Annotated in this window: 20 protein-coding genes; 10 read left to right on the top strand and 10 right to left on the bottom strand. The window is 66.9% G+C overall.

The genetic code is table 11. From position 1 onward, the window contains the following. Positions 1-146 precede the first annotated feature (146 nt). On the bottom strand, positions 147-872 hold the full coding sequence (locus AC1ROK_RS25285; protein ID WP_492852102.1) for a helix-turn-helix transcriptional regulator: 726 nt from the start codon (positions 870-872) through the stop codon (positions 147-149). Between the two features lie 210 nt (positions 873-1,082). Continuing rightward, positions 1,083-2,648, bottom strand: a complete 1,566-nt coding sequence (locus AC1ROK_RS25280) for a methyl-accepting chemotaxis protein (RefSeq protein WP_492852100.1) — start codon at positions 2,646-2,648, stop codon at positions 1,083-1,085. A 339-nt stretch (positions 2,649-2,987) separates the two neighbouring features. On the opposite strand from AC1ROK_RS25280, the gene AC1ROK_RS25275 reads away from it, so the two are divergent. After that, positions 2,988-3,659 carry a hypothetical protein gene (locus tag AC1ROK_RS25275; protein ID WP_492852098.1) on the top strand — a complete coding sequence of 224 codons (672 nt, stop codon included), beginning with the start codon at positions 2,988-2,990 and terminating at the stop codon, positions 3,657-3,659. 40 nt (positions 3,660-3,699) lie between these two features. On the opposite strand, the gene AC1ROK_RS25270 is transcribed toward AC1ROK_RS25275, so the two are convergent. Together AC1ROK_RS25270 and AC1ROK_RS25265 are read right to left on the bottom strand one after the other, a co-directional pair. Further along, positions 3,700-3,996, bottom strand: a complete 297-nt coding sequence (locus tag AC1ROK_RS25270; protein WP_492852096.1) for a hypothetical protein — start codon at positions 3,994-3,996, stop codon at positions 3,700-3,702. A 264-nt stretch (positions 3,997-4,260) separates the two neighbouring features. Further along, entirely contained in the window at positions 4,261-7,704 is a 3,444-nt protein-coding gene (locus AC1ROK_RS25265) for an autotransporter domain-containing protein (RefSeq protein ID WP_492852094.1), read from the bottom strand. A 281-nt stretch (positions 7,705-7,985) separates the two neighbouring features. On the opposite strand from AC1ROK_RS25265, the gene AC1ROK_RS25260 reads away from it, so the two are divergent. Together AC1ROK_RS25260 and AC1ROK_RS25255 are read left to right on the top strand one after the other, a co-directional pair. Further along, entirely contained in the window at positions 7,986-8,630 is a 645-nt protein-coding gene (locus tag AC1ROK_RS25260) for a response regulator (RefSeq protein ID WP_492852092.1), read from the top strand. Then, positions 8,617-10,542, top strand: coding sequence for a sensor histidine kinase (locus tag AC1ROK_RS25255; RefSeq protein WP_492852090.1), 1,926 nt, complete (start codon positions 8,617-8,619; stop codon positions 10,540-10,542). The genes AC1ROK_RS25260 and AC1ROK_RS25255 overlap by 14 nt, the downstream gene beginning before the upstream one ends. A gap of 37 nt (positions 10,543-10,579) precedes the next feature. Here the strand turns inward: AC1ROK_RS25255 and AC1ROK_RS25250 are convergent, their stop codons facing one another. Genes AC1ROK_RS25250 through AC1ROK_RS25235 form a run of 4 tightly spaced genes read right to left on the bottom strand, consistent with a single transcriptional unit; the run spans position 10,580 to position 11,852 of the window. Next, positions 10,580-10,897 (bottom strand): hypothetical protein, encoded by a 318-nt coding sequence (locus tag AC1ROK_RS25250; RefSeq protein ID WP_492852088.1) that lies wholly within the window; start codon positions 10,895-10,897, stop codon positions 10,580-10,582. 60 nt (positions 10,898-10,957) lie between these two features. After that, entirely contained in the window at positions 10,958-11,128 is a 171-nt protein-coding gene (locus AC1ROK_RS25245; RefSeq protein ID WP_326867226.1) for a hypothetical protein, read from the bottom strand. Between the two features lie 48 nt (positions 11,129-11,176). Next, a complete protein-coding gene (locus tag AC1ROK_RS25240) occupies positions 11,177-11,560 on the bottom strand; it encodes a response regulator (protein ID WP_492852086.1) in 384 nt (127 codons plus the stop codon). A 55-nt stretch (positions 11,561-11,615) separates the two neighbouring features. Further along, positions 11,616-11,852, bottom strand: coding sequence for a hypothetical protein (locus AC1ROK_RS25235; RefSeq protein ID WP_326867228.1), 237 nt, complete (start codon positions 11,850-11,852; stop codon positions 11,616-11,618). A 420-nt stretch (positions 11,853-12,272) separates the two neighbouring features. Between AC1ROK_RS25235 and AC1ROK_RS25230 the strand changes: the two genes are divergently transcribed. The 7 genes from AC1ROK_RS25230 to AC1ROK_RS25200 all read left to right on the top strand — a co-directional run bounded on the left by AC1ROK_RS25230 (position 12,273) and on the right by AC1ROK_RS25200 (position 18,148). Then, the gene (locus AC1ROK_RS25230; protein ID WP_492852084.1) at positions 12,273-12,608 is read left to right on the top strand and encodes a hypothetical protein; all 336 of its coding nucleotides are present in this window, start codon (positions 12,273-12,275) and stop codon (positions 12,606-12,608) included. A gap of 57 nt (positions 12,609-12,665) precedes the next feature. Further along, positions 12,666-12,806, top strand: a complete 141-nt coding sequence (locus AC1ROK_RS25225) for a hypothetical protein (protein WP_326867230.1) — start codon at positions 12,666-12,668, stop codon at positions 12,804-12,806. 53 nt (positions 12,807-12,859) lie between these two features. Beyond that, positions 12,860-13,825: a class I mannose-6-phosphate isomerase gene (locus tag AC1ROK_RS25220; protein ID WP_492852081.1), complete on the top strand. Its 966-nt coding sequence runs from the start codon at positions 12,860-12,862 to the stop codon at positions 13,823-13,825. Then, entirely contained in the window at positions 13,822-16,194 is a 2,373-nt protein-coding gene (locus tag AC1ROK_RS25215) for a glycosyltransferase family 4 protein (RefSeq protein ID WP_492852079.1), read from the top strand. Before AC1ROK_RS25220 ends, AC1ROK_RS25215 begins: the two co-directional genes overlap by 4 nt. After that, positions 16,145-17,446 carry a glycoside hydrolase family 130 protein gene (locus AC1ROK_RS25210; RefSeq protein ID WP_492852077.1) on the top strand — a complete coding sequence of 434 codons (1,302 nt, stop codon included), beginning with the start codon at positions 16,145-16,147 and terminating at the stop codon, positions 17,444-17,446. Before AC1ROK_RS25215 ends, AC1ROK_RS25210 begins: the two co-directional genes overlap by 50 nt. A gap of 1 nt (position 17,447) precedes the next feature. Beyond that, complete coding sequence (locus AC1ROK_RS25205; protein WP_492852075.1) at positions 17,448-17,684, top strand: hypothetical protein; 237 nt, start codon at positions 17,448-17,450, stop codon at positions 17,682-17,684. 116 nt (positions 17,685-17,800) lie between these two features. Beyond that, positions 17,801-18,148: a hypothetical protein gene (locus tag AC1ROK_RS25200; RefSeq protein WP_492852073.1), complete on the top strand. Its 348-nt coding sequence runs from the start codon at positions 17,801-17,803 to the stop codon at positions 18,146-18,148. Positions 18,149-18,204: 56 nt separating this feature from the next. On the opposite strand, the gene AC1ROK_RS25195 is transcribed toward AC1ROK_RS25200, so the two are convergent. Beyond that, positions 18,205-19,257, bottom strand: coding sequence for a LacI family DNA-binding transcriptional regulator (locus AC1ROK_RS25195; RefSeq protein WP_492852071.1), 1,053 nt, complete (start codon positions 19,255-19,257; stop codon positions 18,205-18,207). 140 nt (positions 19,258-19,397) lie between these two features. After that, a complete protein-coding gene (locus AC1ROK_RS25190; RefSeq protein WP_492852069.1) occupies positions 19,398-21,041 on the bottom strand; it encodes a GMC oxidoreductase in 1,644 nt (547 codons plus the stop codon). Between the last annotated feature and the right edge of the window lie 268 nt (positions 21,042-21,309).

Below are 21,309 nucleotides of genomic sequence, written 5' to 3'. Positions count from 1 at the left end.
GTAGCGGCGTTTAACTTTCGCGGCGCAGTTACACGTTCCCGCAGGCATAGGAGGGAACCTTGAGGCCGCCGCCTGCTCAAGCTGGCGCGCCGGATGCGCAAGCTGCGGCCCGATAGCTGGTAGGCGTCCTGCGGCGGGCCGCCGCCTCAGCGCCCGGTTCGCGCCAACAGCGCGATGGCCTGACCGCGGCCGGAGACGCCAAGTTTCCGCAGGATTTCGCTCATGTGGTAGCTGACGCTACGCGTCGATTGGCCGGTGATGATGGCGATGTCGGCGTTGGATTTGCCCTTGGCCGCCCAGGTCAGCACCTCGAGCTGCACCCCGGTGAGGTTGGCGGCCAGCAGCCGCTTGTCGCCGCCGCCGTCGGACAGGGTCGGCAGTTGCGCCCGCATCTGCGCCACCCGGGCGATGATCCCGGCGCAGTCGATCGCCAGTTCATCAAGCGGGTGCCCGGCGGTGACGATCGCCACGCTTTTCAGCCCCGGCGCGCCTGGCAGCGGCAGCACCGTGCCGAACACCGGCGGGGCGGTGAGCACGAGTTCGCTCCAGCGCCGGTCGACCGCGCCGCTCGTGCCCTCAGCCAGCTCGTGGGTGTTGAAACTGAAGTCGGTGTCGCCGCCCAGAATGCGGCGCACGATCGGGTCGTCGCCGGCGAGGTTCAGTTCCCGCAGGCGCTCGACATAGCCGGGCAGCAGCTTGAACGGCGTCGCCAGCATTTCGTCGGCGCTGCTGAAATCCAGCGCCAACAGGAAGCCGTCGATGCCGAAGGTGCCCAGCCCATCGGAGAGGGCGAGCATCAGCGCGCCGAAATCCGTCGCCGAATGGATCCGCGTGATCGTCGATTGAAGTTTGTTCGCAAGTACCCGCGGCATGTGTGCCCCGTCGCACTTCTGGAGCGCTTTCAGGAAAAAGCTGCAGGCTTTTCCGGTTCGAAAGCGCGACAAGATCGATGACCTGGAGCGCTGCTCCAGTCCGAAGCTACGATCACGCCCCGGCCGTCGCAAGGCGGGCCCGGCAATATGCCGGGGATCAATCCGCAACCGATCCCCTGCATTGACGATCGTCTTGCCGAGCCCCGCCGCTCAGCTGGCCCGTGCCAGGCGGGGCGGTCTGTGCTGCCTGAGGTCGCCGAAGCCGGTCGGCTCCTCGGCAACGACGAACACATCGACGATCCGGTCGAGTTGCTGCGCCTGGCCCTCGGTCTGCTCGATCGCCGCGTTGGTTTCTTCCACCAGCGCCGCATTGTGCTGCGTCATCTCGTCGATCTGCCGCACCGCGGTGGTCACCTCGCTGATGGTGCCCGATTGCTGCTGGGTGGCATGGGCGATGCCCTCGATCAGCGAGCTGTTCTCGCGGATGCCCGAGAGCATCAGCTCGAGCTTGGCGCCGGCTTCCGAGACCAGCTTCGAGCCGCCCGACACCTCGGTAGTCGATTGCTCGATCAGCAGCTTCACCTCGGCCGAGGCGTTGGCCGCCGATTGGGCGAGCCGCCGCACCTCCACCGCTACCACGGCAAACCCCTTGCCGGCATCGCCGGCCCGCGCTGCTTCGACCGAGGCGTTGAGCGCGAGAAGGTTGGTCTGGAAGGCGATGTCGTCGATCAGCCCGATGATGTTGGAGATCTTGGCCGAGGATGACGAAATGCGCTCCATCGCCTCGTTGGCCAGCGTCATCACCGAGCCGGCCTCCTCGGCGTTCTGCGCCACGGTGCGGGTCTTGGTGTTGGCCGCGTCGGCGCGCCGCGCGTTCTCGGCCACGGTCTCGGCCAACTGGTCCATCGCCGACGAGGTCTGCGCCACCACGGCCGCCTGCTTGCTGGTGCGCTCGGCGAGGTCGTTGGCGCCGGAGAGGATTTCGCCGGTCGCGGTCTTCAGCGCGCCCGAGGTGCCGCGCAACTGCGACACGATCTCGGTCAGGCGTTCGGCGACATTGTTGGTGTCGTCCTTCAATGGCTGCAGCGCCGTATCGAACTGGGCAGTGATGCGTTCGCGCAGGTCGCCGGCGCTCAGCTTCTTGAGCGCGCTGCCGGTGGCCGTCACGGCCTGCATCACCTTGTCGGCGTTTGATTGCGCCAGGTCGGCGGCCTCCTCGGTGACCTTCTCGAAATAGATGCTCACGGCATGGTCGATATCGACCAGCACTGCCTTGAGGATATCCGACAGCGCCGCCGCCAGCCGGTCGGCATCTTCCAGCACGCGGGCGGACTCGTTGCGCTTGAGGCCCATCAGGCCGGTCGGGTGGAGTTTCAGCGCATCCACCATGAAATCGTGCACCACGCCCTTCACCAGTTGCTCGACGATCACCCCATAACCGCCGATATACCAGCGCGGCTCGAGCCCGATCTTGGCGTGCCTGAGGCCGATGCGCTGCGTGGCGCGCACATAATCCTCGTCGAACCGGCCGGCCGCGATCTTCTTCCAGTGGTCGATCTGGCTGCCCTGGGCGCGCTTGACCTGGCTGTCGTCGGCAAAAAAGCGGCTGACCTCCGGCACGCAGGCGATCTTTTCGTAAAAGCCGCGCAGCGCCACCGGCAGGTGCTTGTCGACATAGGGCTGAACCTGGGCGATGCGCGCCAACGCGTCGGCATCAAGCCCAATGAAATCGAGTCGGGCTTGCAGCGTGGTGGATAGATCGGTCGATCCGGACAAAATGTACCTCCATGTCCTGGTGCCCGCCCCCCAGGCCGGCAACCGCGGCACGAAGAATCCCACGGCTTTCGCGTGCGTCGCCACTGTATTGGTAACCAGTTCTCAACCATCGCAAATCACCTTAAGGGTGCGCTCGAGTGCTTCGCGTCTGGGTGTGTTGCTGAAGCAATGTCCGGGTTATTCCAAATAATATTGCGCAAAAATACTGTGATGTGGGTGAGCGTTTCTACGTAGCCGCCCGCGGACACTCGCTTCTCGAGCACGTCGATGGGGGAGGAAGGCTTGACCTTCCTCCAGCAGCTCCTAGCTAGACAGAGGGGTCGATCTAGCGAGGCGAGCATGGCAACCGGCAGGACCACCAGAAAAGCCAGCGACACCACCGGCCTCAGGCAGTTGCTCAGCCTCGAGCAGCAGCGCGACTGGCGCGACGGCGGGGTCGCGCTCGAAGATGCCGACGAGCGCCCCGACTCGGTGGAGCTCAGGTTCAAGTATCTGCCGCGCTACCGGAAGTTGTTGGCGCGGCCGCAGGCGGCAGAGGTTTTCGGGCTTCTAGGGCTCTATAGCCGGCACTGCATCCCGATGCCGCGCCGCACCGAGCGCTACTGGTGGTCGGTGTCGTGCCTGCCATCGACCTCCGACAAGCCGCTGGTGCGCGTCAATGCGAGCTGGATGGAACTGTTCACCCTCTACGCCGATGGCGAGGGCGTGCGCGGTCGGTTCATCCTGCACCTCTCCGATTTCACCAGCGACGGCTCGGTGACGCCGGAGCAGCTCGACGAGAGCCTGGTGGAGCAGGGCGCCCTCGTGCCGGAAGATGTCGCCTGGTTCTTCCCCAATGGCGCCGACATGTTCGGCATCAAGGTGCGCGGCGCCGCCTCGCTGCACAAGATGCTCGCCAGCCCTCACATGCTCCGCGCCATCCGCCGTTTCAACCTCACCCACATGAACCGCGGCCGCAACGCCTACCAGGCCAGCCACAGCTACAGCGTGGCGGATCACATGGTGGGGTGAGGGTAGCTGACCGATCCGCCCGCCTTGGCGGCGCGACGTGCTACTCCGACCCCACCTTGGGACGACCAGGCGCCTTCATCCAGCGGCGCAACAGCCTCAGGATGAAGTAGGCAATGAGCGCGGCGGCGCCATAGACCAGCCAGGTGACCAGCGGTTCCTGCCTGTTCGCGCCGCTGCCCAGGGCGACGCCGATCGGCAGCAGCAGGACGCCGATACCGTCGGCAATGGCATAGTCGAGCCGCGTCGCCTTGTGGATCGCCCAACCAAGCAGGCCGCCGACGATCAGTGCACCAATCGTCGCGCCGACGACGAGGCCGCCCAGATATGCTGGATTCATGATTTCCCCCTCCCAATACAGTATTGGTAGCGCCGGATCGGGGCGCTGTCATGCCATGTGCGGGCAGTGACTTCGGCGCTCGGCTAGCCAAGCCGGCCCACCGTAATCCCACACGCACAGTGTCACCCCGACGCAGGCCGGGGGCCATCCTGAGCTGGTGCGATCCCGCGTCGAAGCCGAACGATCTGAAGATGAATCCCGGCCCGCACCGGCATGACAACCGATGCTCGGGGGCGGCTCCGTGCCCTGCGCCGACCGCGCCCCCTAGAAACTCCCACCAAGGGACGCGCTCGCCTGGTGCGATTGGCCGTTGGCCGAGTACCGCCCGTCATAGCTCGCCCCGACCGCCAGGCCATTGGACAGCTCGAACGCCAACCCACCGCCAACCCGCACCCAGCTGGCATCCTCAAGGGCGCCGCTGATGGTGAAGGGGGTGGTGCCGCCCGCGAAGCTGAAGGCCGCTGTCTGGTCGGCGCCGGCAAGACTCTGCTCATACAAAGCCCGCCCCTCGAGCGACAGCGTACCGCCTTCCAGCGCCACCTCCCGGCCTACCGATAGCCCGACTCCCGCCGCGGCAGAAAGGTTGCCGCTGGCTTCTGCAGTGAGGTTGAAGGCGCCGGCGCCGGTTTCGGTGAAGCCGGGATGGCTGAGCCAGCCGACGGCCAGCGTGCCGAGCGGCGCGATGCTGAGGCCATGGCCCAGCTCGAAAGCGTAGGAGGCCTCGAGCGCGAGGTTAGCCGATTGCGCCCAGTAATCGGCATGGGCGACCTGCGTGCTGTTGCCGACCGCAATCGTCCGGTCGGTGGCCACGTGGCCGGCGCCGACCGAGAGCGAACCGAGCAGCGTCGAAGCGCCGTCGCTCCAACCGCCATAGGCGGCGGCCGTCAGGCTGTCGGACTGGCTCTCGGAATTACGGGCGGTGACGATGCCCTGGCCGTGCTGATAGCCGAGCGCCACGCCGCCAAAGCCGGTGCCCCAGCCGAGGTCGACTTCGTTCTCGTAACCCAAAGCCAGCCCGCCGGTGCCCCAGCCGATCTCGGCGGCGTTGCCGTCGCCGCGCAACTGGCCGGTGCTGCCGAGCGCGCCGATCCACGGACGGGCCGTGCCCTTGGTCGTCGCGTCGTCGATGGCGCGGACGCCGATATTGCCGGGCTCCGCGGCGTAGCCCATCGGGCCAGCCGCTGCACCGGCGCCCGAAAGTCCCGCTGCGGTGCGGCGGTTGACGGTCTGGCCGAGCGCGGCAAAGCTCTGCTCCAGCACTTGCTGCATCGACGCATGCGCCTCGCCCGAGATGGCGTCGAGCGCGGCCGGCGCATCCGCCTCGCTCAACCCCTGGAACAGGTCGAACCCGGCATTGCCGGCGCCGAGCGCGAACAGCGCGTCGCCGACGGCGCACTGGTTGGCGGTGCTGGCTTCGAGGCAGAAGCTCACCGCCTCCATGCTGGAGGTGAGGCGGAAATACTGCCCGTCATGGGAGCCGGTGAAGTTGAGATAGGCAAAGTTGTCGATGATCTCGGGCGCTTCGGCGACCGAGAGGTTGCCCGGCGCCGTGGTGTCGATGATGGTGTAAACGAGGCCCGGCGTGTAGGTGCTGCCATCGTCGGTACCGTTGCCGGCCAGCACCTTGATCTGCGCCCCGGCGGCGATGGTCGCGGTGCCGGTGACATGGGTGATGTCGTTGTGGGTGCCTGCGGTATTGCCGCCATCGCTCAGTTCGACCTCGTAGATCGAACCCGCGTTGAGCGTGAGCCCGCCCGTAGTCACGGCTCCGATCGAATTGCCAGGCGCCAGCACGGCGCCATCGCCCACGCTGATCGCGCCATAGGTGCCGTTGCCGCCAAGCCGGGCGCCGCTCTGCGCTTCGACGCTCGAAAGGAGCGTGCCGAGCACGTTGAGCCCGCCGCCGCTGACGGTGGTCGTGCCGGTAAAGCTGTTGATACCGCTGAGCGTCAGCGTGCCTGTGCCGGTCTTGATCAGCTGGCCCTTCCCGGCGAGCACGCCGCTGAAGGTGGTCGAGGCATTGTTCCCGCCCAGCGTCAGCTGCGCGCTGCCGTTCGGCAGGTTGCCGTTCGGCGGGTTGCCGAGCTGCACGGTGCCGGCGCCGGCGAGGCTGCCGATGGTCTGGGTCTTGTTACTGTCGATCCTGAGCGTCGCGCCCGAGGCAACCTCATAGGCGCTGGCGGCCGAGAGCACGCCAATTTCGCGCGCCCGGAGCGTCCCGGCGCTGATCAGCGTCGGGCCCTCATAGGTGCTGGCGCCATAGAGGTTGAGCGTGCCGGTGCCCTTCTTGGTGAAACCGCCCTCGCCGACGAGGCCCGGGTCCATGTGAACACTGTAGGTGCCGGTGTCGATGGTACCGCCGCCATCCTCGAGGGTGATATCGCCGGTCTGAAACCCGGAGAACAGAAATGACTGGTTGGCGGTAAGCTTCAGCGTGCCGCCATCGAAGGCCACCGTGCCGGCGCCGTCGTAGCGCTGCACCTGCTTGGCGCTGAGCTGGCCGCCGCTCTCGAGCCTGAGGCTGGCGGTGGAGCCCACCGCCTCGGCCATCATCACATAGTCGGTCACCACCTGGCCGCCATCCGAGATGCTCAGCGTGCCCGACGCGCCCTCGCGCATGCCGAGATAGATCTGGCCCGCTTCGACGCGCCCACCATCGGTCACCAGCAGCGCGCCGCCGCCTTCGAGACCGATGGTCAGGCCATCGACGCCCATCATCCAGCTGGAGCCGGCGCCGGTGACTTTCGCGGTCGCAGTGCCCTCGATGCCGAGACCAGTGTCGATGTAGCCGGTGCTGCTTTCGACCGTGGCGCCGCCGCTGACCACGAAACCGTCCTCGCCCGGGCTGGTGACGACAACGCCGCCATAGGCCTTGAGCTTGGTATCCGCCCCGTCCACGGTGACGGTGCCACGGTTGACATAGAGCGAGTTGAAGATCTCGACATAGGCGCCGTCGTTGATCTCCACCGTACCGCTGCCTTCGCGGCCGACATGCATGTCGCCTTCGTCGATGTAGCTCGAGTCCGCGCCGGTGACGACGAGCTTGCCGTCGGAACCGGGCCAATAGCCCAACCAGGTGGTGTTGGTGTTGACCGAGCCGCCGTTCTGGACGGTGAGCGTGCCCTTGCCGCCATAGCCGATGAACATGCCCGCGCTCGGGATCCGGGTGCTCCAGTTCGAACCGGCGCCGTCAATGGTCACGATCCCCTCCGAGCCCGCGGAATCCCCGATCAGGCCCTGGTTGCTGGTCACCGTGCCGCCCTCGAGGATTTCGAGTTCGCCATTGCCGTCCATGCCCAGGCTGAGCGTGGTCATCGAGTCAAAGCTCGAACTCGGGCCCACCACCGACAGCTTGCCGGTGCCGCCATCCATGCCAATGTTGGTGTGGTAGGCTTGGAGCGAACCTTCGGTGATGCTCAGGGCGCCCTCGGCGCCTTCGCCGATCCTGAGGTTGCCGGCTGCCGCGGCGCCGCCGCCGGCGATTTCCGCAGCGGTCGCGCCGTTGACGACGACGTCGCGCGTGTTGTCCGGGTCGGCGCCGGTCCAGTTGCCGCTGGTGAACCAGTCCGACGAGACACCGCCGGTCCAGTTGGCGGTCTGCGCCAGCGCTGGGGCCATGCCGAGCGCGCTCAGCGCCGTCGCCGTCAACAGGGTGGCGACCAGCGGAGCGAGGCGCGACGCGCGGTTGCGTTCGGTGCGGCAGTGCATGGATATTCCCCCGTCCAAATGCCCACGCGCGCGGGCTCGAAGCCGGCGCGGGGCAGGGGGCACTATTGAGCGGATGCGGAAGCTCACATATCGCTAGAAATAGCGACAAGCACGTAGTGGACGCCGTGCTAGCTTCGGCCGCTAGATCGTTTCACGATCTAGCTTGTTGGTTTGCCGCGTCTTCGAGCAGGAAAAGTCGCACAGCTTTCCTGAAAACGCTCGAGGCCGGGGCAAGATGTCCGACCGGCCGGGGCAGGGGGATTTCTGTGGCGACAGGGTCGATGCCCCTCAAGGTGACGATCGTCGAAGATGATGCGTCGTTCCAGGCAAGCTTCGTTGCCGCGGTCGACGCGGCCGAGGATATGCTGCTGCATGGCGTGGCGCAGAACGTCGCCCAGGCGATGCGGCTGCTCGAGGGCCCGCCGGCCGATATCCTGGTGGTCGATCTGGGGTTGCCCGATGGTTCGGGCATCGAGGTGATCCGCGCCGCCCACAGCGCCTGGCCGGAATGCGGCATCATGGTATCGACCACCTTCGCCGACGATCGGCACGTCATCCCCTCGATCGAGGCGGGCGCTGCCGGCTATCTGCTGAAGGACAGTTCCGAGAGCCGGATGACCGACGATATCCGCACGCTCCATTCCGGCGGCAGCCCGATCAGCCCGCGCATCGCCCGCAAGATCCTGCAGCGGATGATGGTCGAGCCGCCCCGGCCCGCGACCGAGCCGGCACAGCCTCTATTATCGCCGCGAGAGCAGCAGGCGCTCGAGCTGATCACCAGGGGGTTCAGCTACGACGAGATCGCCGAGCTGATGGGGGTGACGCGCAACACGGTGATGACGTTCGTCCGCCGGATCTACCAGAAGCTCGAAGTGAGCTCGAAGGCCGAGGCGATCTTCGAGGCGCGCAGCCATGGCCTTCTTTAAGCTCATCGCGCGCTACCTTGCCGCGCTGGGCATCATCATTGCCGCGGCGGTGCTGCTGCACCTCGTCGCCCAGCCCGGCGGCATCCACCTCGATAAGGCCGAACTCGCGCTCGAAAGCACGGTCGGCTATCGGCCGCCACCGGCGACGCTCGACCCCGGGGCGATGCCCGGCCCCTGGATGCCGGTGGCGCTACCCAATGCCGCCATGCCGAAGCTGGCGCTGTCGCAGCAGGGCAATGGCGGCGAGCCCGACACCCAGATCACCTGGTATCGCACCACGCTGCCCCAGGCGGTGTCGCCCGCCGACAAGGGCTATCTCTATATTCCGCGCTGGAAATCCGACGGCACTATCGGCGTCTATGTCAACGGCGCCTTGCAGTACCAATCGCATGCGAACCTGCAATGGAACGGCTCGAACCGGCCGCTGCGCATCGCCTTCGATGTCACCGAGGGGGCGCCGCCGATCAGCTCGATCGTCATTCGCCTGCAGCACCTCAGGGGGATCGGCGGGGCGCTTTCGAGCCTCTGGGTCGGCAATTTCGAGGAGGTCGGGCCGGCCTACATGGTGCGCAACCTGTTCCAGGCCGAGCTCTCCTACCTCACCAGCGCGGCGTTCCTCGCCAGCGGGGTGTTCTCGCTCCTGGTCTGGTTCCGGCGGCGGCAGGAGCGGCTGTACCTGTTATTCTTCCTGATGTCGGCGGCGACCTTCATTCGCGGCCTCCACAACCATCTGGGGCTCGAGCGCCTGCCGCTCAGCGATCAATGGTTCGGCTGGCTGACGGTCAACTCGACGATGTGGATGGTGGCGATCTCGCACCTGTTCCTCATCACCTTGCTGCAGGTCCGCGCCTCGTGGATCACCGCCGTTGTCGCCGGCGCCACGCTGGTGCTCGGGCTCGCGACGCTGCCGCTGTTCGAGGCAGCGCTCGACCCGACCCTCACCGCGCCCTTTGCCTATGCGGCGGCCTTCGTCGTCTCTAACCTCGTGGGCATTGCCTCGATCCGCGCGGCCTGGCGCGCGCAGTCGATGGAAGGGCTGGTGCTCGCGGTGTGGGTGCTGCTCACCGCCTATCTCGGCATCAACGACCTGATGCTGCAGAACAACCTCATCAGCATCGAGGGCTATTTCATCCTGCCGTTCGTGCAGATCGCCCTGGTCTTTGCTTTCTTCCACATCGTCTTGGCGCATTATCTGGGGGCGATGGATGCGGTCGAAAGCTCCAATACGGTGCTCGCCGAGCGGCTGACGGCGCGTGAGGCGGCGCTGCTTGCCAGCCACGAGCGGCTGCGCGAGATCGAGCAGCGCGAACTGCTGCTGCATGAACGTCAGCGGCTGACCGAGGATATGCATGATGGGCTGGGCTCATCGCTGATCGGCGCGCTGCGCATGGTGGAGCGGGGCCGGCTCGACGAAACCGAGCTCAAGCAGCTGCTGCAGGGCTGCATCGACGATCTGAAGCTCACCATCGACTCGATGGAGCCGGTCGAAACCGACCTGCTGCTGCTGCTCGGCACGTTGCGGTTCCGGCTTGAGCCGCGGCTCGAGAGCTCCGGCATCAAGCTCCACTGGAATGTGCGCGACGTGCCGCCGGTGTTCTGGCTCGATCACCGCTACGCGCTGCACATTCTGAGGGTGATGCAGGAGGCGTTCACCAACATCATCAAGCACGCCGAAGCCACCGAAGCGACGGTCAGCACCGGCGTCGCCGCCGGCAATATCGTCATTTCCGTCTCCGACAACGGCAAGGGTTTCGATACCGCCGCCCAGCGCGCCGGCCGCGGCCTCGCCAACCAGACCCGCCGCGCCAGCGCCATGCGCGCCAGGCTCACGGTGGAGTCGGGGCCAGGGGGAACGAAACTGACATTGCTGCTGCCGATCCGGCAGTTGGCGGAGGACGTGCCTGCCCAGTAACCGACTGCCGGCCTCAGCGGAAAGCCGCGGCCAGCTCTCACGCTTCGGGGCTGTCACCCACGCCGGCCTCGCCCGCGCGTTCCCGCAGGGCGTATTCGGCTTCATAAGCTGCGGTGTGGCGACGCTGCAGGCGGAGCCGGAACGCGACGCCGATACAGAAGGCGCCGAGGCCTGCGAGGACCAGCGGGACCGGTTGGGCGAGCATGTCGACCTGGTAGAAGCCGCCATAAAGCGCCAGCGCCAGGGCCAGCAGCGAGACGGCGATCAGCCCATAGGTGAGGGTGGAGCCATCGGGCTTGGGTGCGTATCTGGTGGCAGCGGCCCGGGCATTGGCTTTGCGCAGTTTATCCGGCACGGGCACTCCTCATCGGATGGGAAGCCAGCCGATGCCGGCAGGTTTCGATCGCGCCAACACTCAGGGCTGCTTGTAGCGGAGCACGCGCGCCATCTCGGCGGCGGTGTCCCGCAGCCCATTGGCCTGATCGAGGATTTCGCGCGCCTGCTTCAGCGTCAGGCCGAATGAGTTGGCGAGAAACCCCGCGGTGTATTGCTGCTGCGGTTTGGTGTCGTTCATATCGTCGGTCAAAGTGACCTCCTTGGGTTGCGGGAAATGGTTGGAGGGGGAGGACGGCGGCTATTCGCCGATGGCCCGGCGGATCAGGCGCGGCGGCCCGAACACGCTCTGAACCACGCCGAGCATGTCCTCGGGTGCGAATGGCTTGCCCAGTACCGGCACGTCTTCGAATTCCACCGGCAGGTCGTCGTCGGCGGTGCAGAAGACGAAGGGGATCAGGCGGACGCGCAGCGAGTGGGCGACCTGCAGCGCGGTATTGGTCCCGATGCAATAGTCGAGCACCGCCGCATCGAAGGCGAGGTCGTCGATCAGATGCAGGGCGCCGGGGACCGCCTCGGCGAGGTGGACGATGTAGCCGGCCTCGGTGAGGCAGGTCTCGATCAGCGCCCCGGTTTGCGGGTCGTCCTCGAGGACGAGAATGCGCTTGGTCTGCTCGTCGCTCATCGTTCATCCTCCTCGGGACCCAGTTATCTAGAGACGCTCTGTCGAAGACGCCTGGTCAGTCTCCCAGCAGCCCCGGCGGCAGGGTGCCGGTGCGAAACAGCAGCTGCGGTTCGTCGTAGGTGTCGGTTTCCTGGTCGATGTTGGCCGAGTAGGCCCAGACGCCGGCGCGGGTCGGTCCCATGCGCTCGGCGGCGGCGATAGCAGCCTCGGGGGTTCGCGCCGGCTGCGGCGGATCGGCATCGAGTTTGCGCCCTTTGGCCCTGAAACCCTGGACGAAATACATAGTGGTCATGGCGAAACCTCCTCGAGAAACGCTGAAAATTGCGGCGGGTACGGTGCGGCGCGCGTGAGGGCCGAGGGCACCTGCTGCTGCATCGCGATGCGCGACAAACGTTGCAAACGAGGGGGGATCAGACAGCCGGCGAGCCGGACGATCGGAGCCAACGATGGCTGTAACGTTGCTCCTATATGGCCGCCGATGGCGCTCAAAACAAGACACCTCCGCGAAAATAAAGAAAGTCCAGTACTTGAGATTGTGGCTGATGAATCCCTGTCGTGACAAGTATTTGCTGATATTTGAGTGCCTTGCGGAATAGGTTGGACATGGCGTCGACAAGGGCGCATGAATGAGGAGCTTTCCGCTGCCCAAGCTGATTTATCGACTGATGCTCCATGATTTCATGTGAGCGTCGGGCAGACTAAGGATTTTCAAGTGCTTCTGGAGATTTATGCCACGGGAAACCGCGGCGGAGCACGGGCGTCCGGTCCATCGCTGATCGTTGAGGCCGATCATGTCGCGGCGCTGCCGCGGCATCCGACAGGCAAATCCTGGCGCTATCTCGCCACCATTTCCGACGACGACGCGTTGCTCGCGTCCCGGCACGACATCATCGCGGCGGCGCTCGCCGACCGCGGCTTCTTCGCCAGCCGGTGGGCCCTCGGCGTCAACGCGTCGCGAGCCCCGTTGCCGCGACCGGCAGGGCGGCTCGGCAGCGGCCTTGCGAGTCTGTGGCAGCGGGCCGAGCTGGCATTCCGGCAGCCCGCCTGAGCTTCACCTTCCCTCTCCGATCCACCTAATCGCACTCCGGTGCAGAAGGAGCCCGCTATGGCAAAGGGCCAGAAACACGGCAATCGCGAAGCCAAAAAGCCCAAGCAGCTGAAGCTTGTCCCCAAGGCCACGCCGGGAGGCGGGCTGCTCGACAGGGCGGCCCCCGCAGCCTCGCCTGGCACCCGGAAGGCGACCTAGGGGACTCCGTTCAGAACCCCACACGACGACGCAACCGAACTCAGGAGACGACCATGACCATGGAACTCGCATCCGTCAGGGTGGTCCGCAAACCCTGGGGCAAGACCGATCTGCGCCCGTGGAGCGAATTCGGCCACGATGGTACCGCGGTCGGCGAATTGTGGTTCCAGCGTGCCGACAAGCAGGCGCCCGAGCCCAAGCTGCTGCTGAAGCTCCTGTTCACCGACGAACCATTGTCGGTGCAGGTGCACCCGGACAACAGCTTTGCCCGCTCCATCGGCCTGCCGCACGGCAAGACCGAGGCCTGGTACGTGCTGTCGGCTGACAAGGACGCCAAGGTGGCGCTCGGCCTCAAGCGCGAACTGACGCGGCCGCAACTACGCGCCGCCATCGAGGATGGCTCGATCGTCGAATTGCTGCACTGGCAGGATGTGGCGGTGGGCGAGGGGCTGCTGGTGCCCGCGGGCACCATCCACGCCATCGGCGGCGGGCTGGTGCTGGCCGAAATCCAGCAGCGCAGCGACGCCACCTTCCGCATGTTCGACCACGGGCGCCAACGCGAGCTGCATCTCGATGGCGCGGTGGGGGCGGCGGTTGCCGGTCCCGCCATTGCGCAGCCGGCTCCGATGCGGCTGTCGGAGGCGCGCGACGTGGTGGCGCAAAGCGCCTATTTCGTCCTCGAAACCATCGAGCTGATGCCCAACTCGCATTGGGAGATCGATGCGAGCAACGAAACCTGGGTACTGATCCTCGAAGGCGAGGCAGCCTTCGATCTCACCCAGGTGGCGGCGGGCGAAGCGATGTTCCTCGAAGGACATCGTGCAACCGTCCGTACCGGGGAACGCGGCGCCCGGGGTCTGATGGGCTACGCGGCCAACGCGCCGCTGCCGAACCTCCTGGTCGGTCGCAACGGCATCCCCATCGAGGTGATGGCGGAGCGCTTTCCCGAACTGGGGCTGGGGCGCCAGATGAAGACGCCGGCAGCAGCGCCGGCGCGACCATGGGGGATCCGCTCATGAGGCCGATCCACCGCGTCGCCTTCATCGGCAATTCGCTGCCGCGCCGCTGCGGCATCGCCACCTTCACCACCGACCTGCAGGGGGCGCTGGCCGGCCGTGCTCCAGCGATCGAGACTTCGATCATCGCCATGACCGATGCCGGGCTCCACTACGATTACCCGGCGGACGTCGGCTTCGAGGTGCGCCAGGAGGAGTTTGCCGACTATGCCGGGGCCGCCGATTTCATCAATGCCGGCGGTTTCGACGTGGTGTCGCTGCAGCACGAGTTCGGCATTTTCGGTGGCGAGGCAGGGGGCTACATCCTCACCCTGCTCGAGCGGCTGACGGTACCGGTGGTGACGACGCTGCACACCGTGCTCGCCGAGCCGACCGCGGCGCAGCGCCATGTCATCGAGCAGATCCTCGCGCTCTCCGCCCGGGTTGTGGTGATGGCCGACAAGGGGCGCGAGCTGCTGCTCGGCAGCTATGGCGCGGTGGAAACCCAGATCGAGGTGATCCCGCACGGCATCCCCGATGTCGCCTTCGTCGAACCCGACGCTGCCAAGGCGCGGCTCGGCTTTGCCGACAAGACGGTGATCCTGACGTTTGGCCTGCTCTCCCCCAACAAGGGGATCGAGGTGATGATCGACGCCATGCCGGCGGTGCTCGCGGCGCGGCCCGACGCCGTCTACGTGGTGCTGGGCGCCACCCATCCGACCTTGGTGCGCGAACAGGGCGAGGCCTATCGCGAGAGCCTCGCCGCCCGGGCCGCGAGGCTCGGCATCGCCGAGCACGTGGTGTTCCTCAACCAGTTCGTCGACCGGCCGTCTTTGCTCGACCATATCTCGATGTGCGACGTCTACGTCACGCCCTACCTCAACGAGGCGCAGATGACCTCGGGGACGCTGGCCTATAGTTTCGGGCTCGGCCGGGCCGTGGTGTCGACGCCCTACTGGCATGCGCTGGAGCTGCTGGGCAAGGGCCGCGGGAGCCTCGTGCCGTTCGGCGATGCCGGCGCTATCGGCGCCGAGATCAGTGCGCTCCTCAACGACGAACCCCGGCGGCAGGCGATGCGGCGGCGCGCCTATGCGACCAGCCGCTCGATGACCTGGGAGCGGGTGGCGGATCGCTATCTGACGTGCTTCGAGGGCCTGAGCGCGCCGCATTCCCGCCGCCAGTCGGCGCGGCTGCACCTCGTCGCCCCGGCCGACGATGCGCCTCGCCTGCCGTCGCTGGAGCTCGGACACCTCAGGGTGATGACCGACGATACCGGGCTCTACCAGCACGCCATCCATTCGGTGCCCGACCGGACGCACGGCTATTGCGTCGACGACAATGCCCGCGGCCTGTTGCTGGCGAGCGCGCTCAACCTCAACCAGCCGCCCCGCCTGCCCGAGGCCATGACGGCGACCTACGCCGCCTTCGTGCAGCATGCCTTCAACCGCGACACGGGGCGCTTCCGCAACTTCATGTCTTTCGATCGGCGCTGGCTCGAAGAGCAGGGCTCGGAGGATAGCCATGGCCGGACGCTGTGGGCACTCGGCGTCACCGCGCGGGACGATATCAGCGCCTCGCGCCGCAGCTGGGCGGCCGAGCTGTTCACCGCTGCCCTGCCGGTGGTCGAGGGCTTTGCCTCGCCACGGGCCTGGGCTTTCACCTTGCTCGGCCTTGACGGCTACTGCCGGGTGCGGCCTGACGACGATTTTGCCGCGCAGCTGCGGCTGCGCCTCGCCTCCCGGCTGGTCGAGCTGCTGCGACAGGTCGAAACACCGGGCTGGGTGTGGTTCGAGGAAGGGCTCGCCTACGACAATGCCCGCCTTTCGGAAGCGCTGATCCTCACCGGGCGCGCCACCGGACTCACCGGCTATGTCGAGGCAGGGTTGCGCACGCTCAGTTGGCTGATGCAGCAGCAGACCAGCCGCGAGGGCCTGTTCAGGCCGGTGGGCACCGCAGGTTTTGGCGATATCCGGCTGCCGCCAAGGCCCTTCGACCAGCAGCCGGTGGAAGCGGCGGCAACCATCGCGGCGTGCTTTGCGGCCTGGTCGCTTACCGGCAGTACCATCTGGCAGACGGCGGCGGCGCGGGCCTTTTCCTGGTTCCTCGGGCGGAACGACCTGGGCCTGGCGCTGATCGATGCCGAAACCGGGGCTTGTCGCGATGGCCTCCACCCCGACCGGGTCAACGAGAACCGCGGCGGCGAGTCCGTCGTTTCCTACCTGCTCAGCCTTTCCGACATGCAGCGTTTCGAGCGTGCCGGCACCACTCAACCCCACACGCAGGCGCTGTCAGGCGCCCCACGCGATACGCAGAGGTTTTCCCATCAGCAGTTCCGAGGCCGCCTTGTCGCCAGCGACGTTCCTAAACCGGCAGGCCCTTTACCTGCGCCCTGATCCGGCTCGCGTGATCGTCCGGCCATTCCGGCCGGCCACCGAGCCCAAGGATCTGAAACCGACCGACAAGACGCGGGCCAACCATATCGTGGACCGTGTGCTGGGGCTCGATGTCGAAACCACGGAGCGGCAGCTCGCCACCGTGCTCGAGAATTTCTCGGGGCGGCACCGCAACCTCCTCGCCACCTTCGAGGCGCGGGCCGACGAGATGGAGGAGGCGCTGGTCGCACATCAGCCGTTCAGCGTGGCGCAGCGGCGCCTCGTCGGCTCCTTCTTCGTGCATGAATATTCCTTCGAGGCCTCGGCGCTGTTCAACCCGAGCATCGTCGTGCATCCCGACCAGTCACTGGCGCCACCCGGCGGCCTGCGTTTCGTCCTGAGCCTGCGCGCCGTGGGCGAAGGGCATGTCTCCTCGCTGACCTTTCGCGCCGGCAGCATCGCACGCGATGGCAGCGTCAGCATCGATCCGACCACGCGGCTCGCGGCCATGCCGCGCGCCACCGGGCTCGTGCCCTGGCCGGGCGACGGGCCGGTCGAGCTGGCGTTCAAACCGGATGAGGATATCAGCGAGCGAGTGATCTTTCCGGTCACCGGCTGGCAATCGAACGGCATCGAGGATGCCCGCTTCGTGCGTTTCGAGGATGGCGACAGCCACACCTATTACGCCACCTACACTGCCTATGACGGCCGGGCCATCCGCTCGGAACTGCTTCAGACCGACGATTTCGTCACCTTCCGCATGCGCCCGCTGGGCGGCAGCGCCGCCCGCAACAAGGGCATGGCGCTGTTCCCGCGCAAGCTCGATGGCCGCTACGCCATGATCGGCCGGCAGGACAACGAGAACCTCTACCTGATCTATTCCGACGACCTGAACACCTGGGATGGCGGCCAGCCCATCCTTCGGCCCGAATGGCCCTGGGAGTTCGTGCAGATCGGCAATTGCGGCTCGCCCATCGAGCTCGACGAGGGCTGGCTGCTGTTCACCCACGGCGTCGGCCCGGTCCGCCGCTATGCGATCGGCGCGGCGCTGCTCGACAAACGTGACCCCTCGAAAGTCATCGCCCGCTCGCGCGAGCCGCTGGTGCACCCTGATCCTCAGCAGCGCGAAGGGTACGTGCCCAACGTGGTCTACACTTGCGGGGCCATCCGCCACGGGCCAAGGATCATCCTGCCCTATGCGGTGTCGGACACCTTCTCCAACTTTGCCACGATCGGCATCGACGCATTGCTGGGGGCAATGGAGCCGCAATGACATGAGCTCGACCGAACACATCACCTTCCGCCACCCGTTCATGCTGCCCAGCCTCGAGCGCCCGCACCCGCCCGGCACTTTCGACCTCATCACCGAGCGCGAGGCGCTGGATGTGTCGTGGCCGGCCTTCCGGCTGACCCTGACACTGATGCTGACCGAGGCGGGAGGCGTCGAAGCCGTGCCGGTCACCCGGGACGAACTCGAGGCTGCGCTGCGCCGCGACAGCGAGCAGCAGTAGCCGGCACATATTCGCCATATTGCATGCATTCGCCCGGACGGGGCCATGCACCCGTGCTAGTCTCGTCCACTTGCGCGCATCCCGCGCGCTCGTCTGACATAGATCGGACACTTCAAATGCAGATCCCGACTTGGTTGAAACCCGGCCTGATGGGCGCGGGTGCAGGCGCCATCGCCCTTGCCATCGTGGGCTTCAGCTGGGGAGGCTGGGTCACCGGCGGCGGCGCCCAGGACATGGCGAAGAAAGCCTCCAATGCCGCCGTCGCCTCTGCCCTGATGCCCTATTGCGTCGATCGCGCGGGCGCGGCCGATGCCGCAACGGTGCTGACTGAACTCAAGGGCGCCACCACCTATGCGCGCAAGGGCATCGTCGAGAAAGCCGGCTGGGCCACCCCACTCGGCGCGGACAAGCCCAACACCGACCTGGCGCAGGCCTGCCAGCTGAAACTCGCCGAAGCGTTCTAGGCTGCGTAGCCCTGCCGGACCTTGGGTCTGGCGGGGCGATGCCTCGCGCCGGCGCTTCAGAGGGCGCGGACACTATCGCGCAGCACGATGGTGCACGGCACCTCGAAGCGGTGCTGGTTGGATTTGTGTTCGCCCAAGACGATGTTGGTGATGAGGTTGGCGGCGCGGCGGCCGAGTTCGGCGGTGTCCTGCTGCACGGTCGAGAGCGACGGGGTCATGAACGGGTCGACGGCGGCGCCGTCGAAGCCGATCACCGAGACGTCGCCGGGCACGCTGAGACCGGCATCGAGCACCGTCTTGATGAAGCCGATGGCGGTATCGTCGTTGGCGCAGATCACCGCGGTGGGGCGGTCGGCGGCATCGAGCCCGAGGAACTCGTGGCCGGCGGCGATGCCGCCCGAAAAGTTGAAATCGCCCTGGCTCAGCGTCAGTGCGGTTTCGGGCAGGCCGCTGGCCCTGAGCGCGTCGCGCACGCCGCGCAGCCGCTCGATCTCGTGGTAGTTGTCGAGCCGCCCGCGCACATAGAGGAAGCGCCGGTGGCCGAGCCCCACCAGTTGCGTTGCGGCATTGCCGATGGCCTCGTGGTCGTTGCTGACGACGCTGGGGATGTTCTTGCCGCTCAAATCGAAATGCAGCGAGACCATCGGCAGGCCGAGGTCGCCGAGGCTGCGCCCGGCCACTTCGGGGATATTGGTCGCCATCAGCAACACGCCCGACACCGTGCCGCCCAGCGCCACGGTGAGGATGTGCTCGTCGGTATCGGCCTCGCGCGAGACGTTGGCGATGAGCAGCGAAAAGCCGCGCTCGCTGAGCCCGCTGCCGGTGGCCCGCAGCACTTCGGTGACGGTCTGCGAAGCGCCGGTATAGAGCTCCTCGGGGAGGACGATCATGATGGTTTTGGCGGTGCCGATGCGGAGGTTCCGCGCCGTCTGGTTGCCGCCGGTATAGCCGAGCTTTTTCGCGGCGGCCTCGACCTTGAGCCGGGTCGGCTCGGCAATGCGGCCCGGCATGGTCAGGGCGCGGCTCACCGTCGATGTCGCGACGCCGGCTTCCCGCGCGACATCGGCAATCGAAGGTCCCGCCGTCCGAATCTCCGTCCGCTTCGCCATCGCTTGAGCCGGTTCTCCATGGGCGGGATTGTGACGTAGCAGCAGAGGCTTGTGAGCGTCTAGGGGCGGGGCGTCACCGGCCGTGCCGTGATCCTCCCCCGCCACGCGGGGGAGGATGAAGGAGAGTCCTGCGGCTCCCCCTAACCCCGCAACTCCCCCGCCAGCGCCCGGCACGCCCTCACCGTCATCGCCATGATGGTCAGCGTTGTGCCCGAGACGCCGCCGCCGGGGAAGGCGCTGGCGTCGGTGACCAGCAGGTTGGGCACGTCCCAGCTACGGTTGTAGCGGTCGAGCACCGACTCCGCCTTCGTCTCGCCCATGCGCGCGCCGCCGGCTTCGTGGATGGCGGCGCCCATCACCATGGTCTGTTTGAACAGGGCGCGGAAGGCGAGCCGGCTCAGCGGGTCGGCATCGGGGTAGGCGCCGCGGCCCATTTCCCTGAGGCCCAAAGGCGAGCCGATGTATTCGAGCTCGCCACCGGCGCCCTCGACGGTTTCGACCAGCGCGGCGAGTTCGCGTTCGAGCGTTTGCTTGTCCTCGGGGCCGATCTTGCAGCGGATATGGGCGATCGGCATGCCCCAGGCATCCTTGCGGCGCGGGTTGAGGGTGACGCGGTTATCCGGGTCGGGCGCCATCACGCCATAGCCGAAAAAGCTGAGCCGTGCCGGGCGGTCGGGCGCGGTGCGGCTGCGGCCGATCGAGCCCTGGTAGGCGAAATCAGTGCTGGCCGTGCCGTCCGCGCCGACGAAGCGGGGCAGGTAGATGCCGCCCGAGGGGCCGTAGAACGGATCTGATGGAGCCGTGTCGGCGGTCGACCAACCCTTGGCGGCGGGGAAGGTGCCGGCGGCGACTGCGGGCAGCTGGTCGACGAAATAGCGCCCGAGCGTTCCGGAGCTGTTGGCGAGCCCAAGGGGGTGCCGGTCGGAGGCGGAGTTGAGCAGCAGCCTGATGCTCTCGATCGGCGAGGCGCAGAGCACCACGGCGCGGGCGTTGAGCACCTGGACCTTGCCGGTGCGGGTATCGATGGCCTCGACGCCGGTGGCGCGGCTGCCGGTCGCGTCGGTCAGCACTTTGCGGGCGATGGTATTGTAGCGGATATCAAGCCGGCCCGAGGCGATGGCTTCGCGCAACGGGCGCAGCACGCGGGTCGGCTCGGGGCCGATATAGCGCCAGGTCACCACCTTGCGCTCGGGCCACTGCGCTTCGACGGCGGCCTTGAATTGCTGCTCCGGGCCCGTCAGCCCGGCGCGATGCGCATAGAGGCTGTCGGGCAGGGTGGGGACGTTGTCGGGCTGGCCATAGAGTTCGAGCGAGCGCTCGACTTCCGCGTAGAACGGGGCGAGTTCGGCATAATCGATCGGCCAGTCGACGCCCTTGCCGGTGCGGCTCCGGACTTTGAAATCATCATCGGTCCAGCGCAGCAGCACCCGCCCGAAAGTGTGCGTCCGCCCGCCGGCCTGGCGGGCCCGGATCCAGACAAAGGGCGCGTCCTTGGGGGTGGAGTAGGGGTGCTTGATGTCGTTGACGAACAGATGCCGCATCCGGCCATCGAAGAACGCGGCGCGCGCCTGCACGCCCTGGCCGCTCAGCGTCGCCTTGGCCCGCTGCCACAGGTTGATATCGGTCTGGCGCGGGCGGTTGGCGGCATCGAAATCGGCCGGCCCGATCTCGGGGCCCGCTTCGAGCTGCAACACCTTCAGCCCCTGCGCCGTGAGTTCCTGCGCCGCGAAGATCCCGGAAGCGCCGGAACCGACAATCAGCGCGTCGTAGCTGGCATCAGCCATGGTGAGAATTGCTCCGTTCTTAAGGGTTCGCCGGAGTGAGACCGGCGGTGGTGTGAGTGCCTTCTCCCCTTGTGGGAGAAGGTGGCCGAAGGCCGGATGAGGGGTATCTCTCCGCGTACTGTGTCGCTCGTCGCTTGCGCTCCGATCGCGCTACACTTCGTTGCGCGGACCCCTCATCCGGCGCTGCGCGCCACCTTCTCCCACAAGGGGAGAAGGCAAGAGGTGTGTGTGGCGGGCTGTTGCGATTATCGAGCCCGCCGTCGGGCGC

This window comes from Devosia sp. GW821-FHT12F11 (assembly GCF_058806655.1).
Note: the sequence above shows the minus strand (reverse complement) of the source record. Positions and strands in the feature narration are given on the sequence as shown.

What these genes read in the sequence shown, in the direction of transcription:
- AC1ROK_RS25285 (WP_492852102.1), bottom strand. Translation starts at nt 872, where the DNA reads ATGCCGCGGGTACTTGCGAACAAACTTCAATCGACGATCACGCGGATC.
- AC1ROK_RS25275 (WP_492852098.1), top strand. Translation starts at nt 2,988, where the DNA reads ATGGCAACCGGCAGGACCACCAGAAAAGCCAGCGACACCACCGGCCTC.
- AC1ROK_RS25270 (WP_492852096.1), bottom strand. Translation starts at nt 3,996, where the DNA reads ATGAATCCAGCATATCTGGGCGGCCTCGTCGTCGGCGCGACGATTGGT.
- AC1ROK_RS25265 (WP_492852094.1), bottom strand. Translation starts at nt 7,704, where the DNA reads ATGCACTGCCGCACCGAACGCAACCGCGCGTCGCGCCTCGCTCCGCTG.
- AC1ROK_RS25260 (WP_492852092.1), top strand. Translation starts at nt 7,986, where the DNA reads ATGCCCCTCAAGGTGACGATCGTCGAAGATGATGCGTCGTTCCAGGCA.
- AC1ROK_RS25255 (WP_492852090.1), top strand. Translation starts at nt 8,617, where the DNA reads ATGGCCTTCTTTAAGCTCATCGCGCGCTACCTTGCCGCGCTGGGCATC.
- AC1ROK_RS25240 (WP_492852086.1), bottom strand. Translation starts at nt 11,560, where the DNA reads ATGAGCGACGAGCAGACCAAGCGCATTCTCGTCCTCGAGGACGACCCG.
- AC1ROK_RS25235 (WP_326867228.1), bottom strand. Translation starts at nt 11,852, where the DNA reads ATGACCACTATGTATTTCGTCCAGGGTTTCAGGGCCAAAGGGCGCAAA.
- AC1ROK_RS25225 (WP_326867230.1), top strand. Translation starts at nt 12,666, where the DNA reads ATGGCAAAGGGCCAGAAACACGGCAATCGCGAAGCCAAAAAGCCCAAG.
- AC1ROK_RS25220 (WP_492852081.1), top strand. Translation starts at nt 12,860, where the DNA reads ATGACCATGGAACTCGCATCCGTCAGGGTGGTCCGCAAACCCTGGGGC.
- AC1ROK_RS25215 (WP_492852079.1), top strand. Translation starts at nt 13,822, where the DNA reads ATGAGGCCGATCCACCGCGTCGCCTTCATCGGCAATTCGCTGCCGCGC.
- AC1ROK_RS25205 (WP_492852075.1), top strand. Translation starts at nt 17,448, where the DNA reads ATGAGCTCGACCGAACACATCACCTTCCGCCACCCGTTCATGCTGCCC.
- AC1ROK_RS25200 (WP_492852073.1), top strand. Translation starts at nt 17,801, where the DNA reads ATGCAGATCCCGACTTGGTTGAAACCCGGCCTGATGGGCGCGGGTGCA.
- AC1ROK_RS25195 (WP_492852071.1), bottom strand. Translation starts at nt 19,257, where the DNA reads ATGGCGAAGCGGACGGAGATTCGGACGGCGGGACCTTCGATTGCCGAT.
- AC1ROK_RS25190 (WP_492852069.1), bottom strand. Translation starts at nt 21,041, where the DNA reads ATGGCTGATGCCAGCTACGACGCGCTGATTGTCGGTTCCGGCGCTTCC.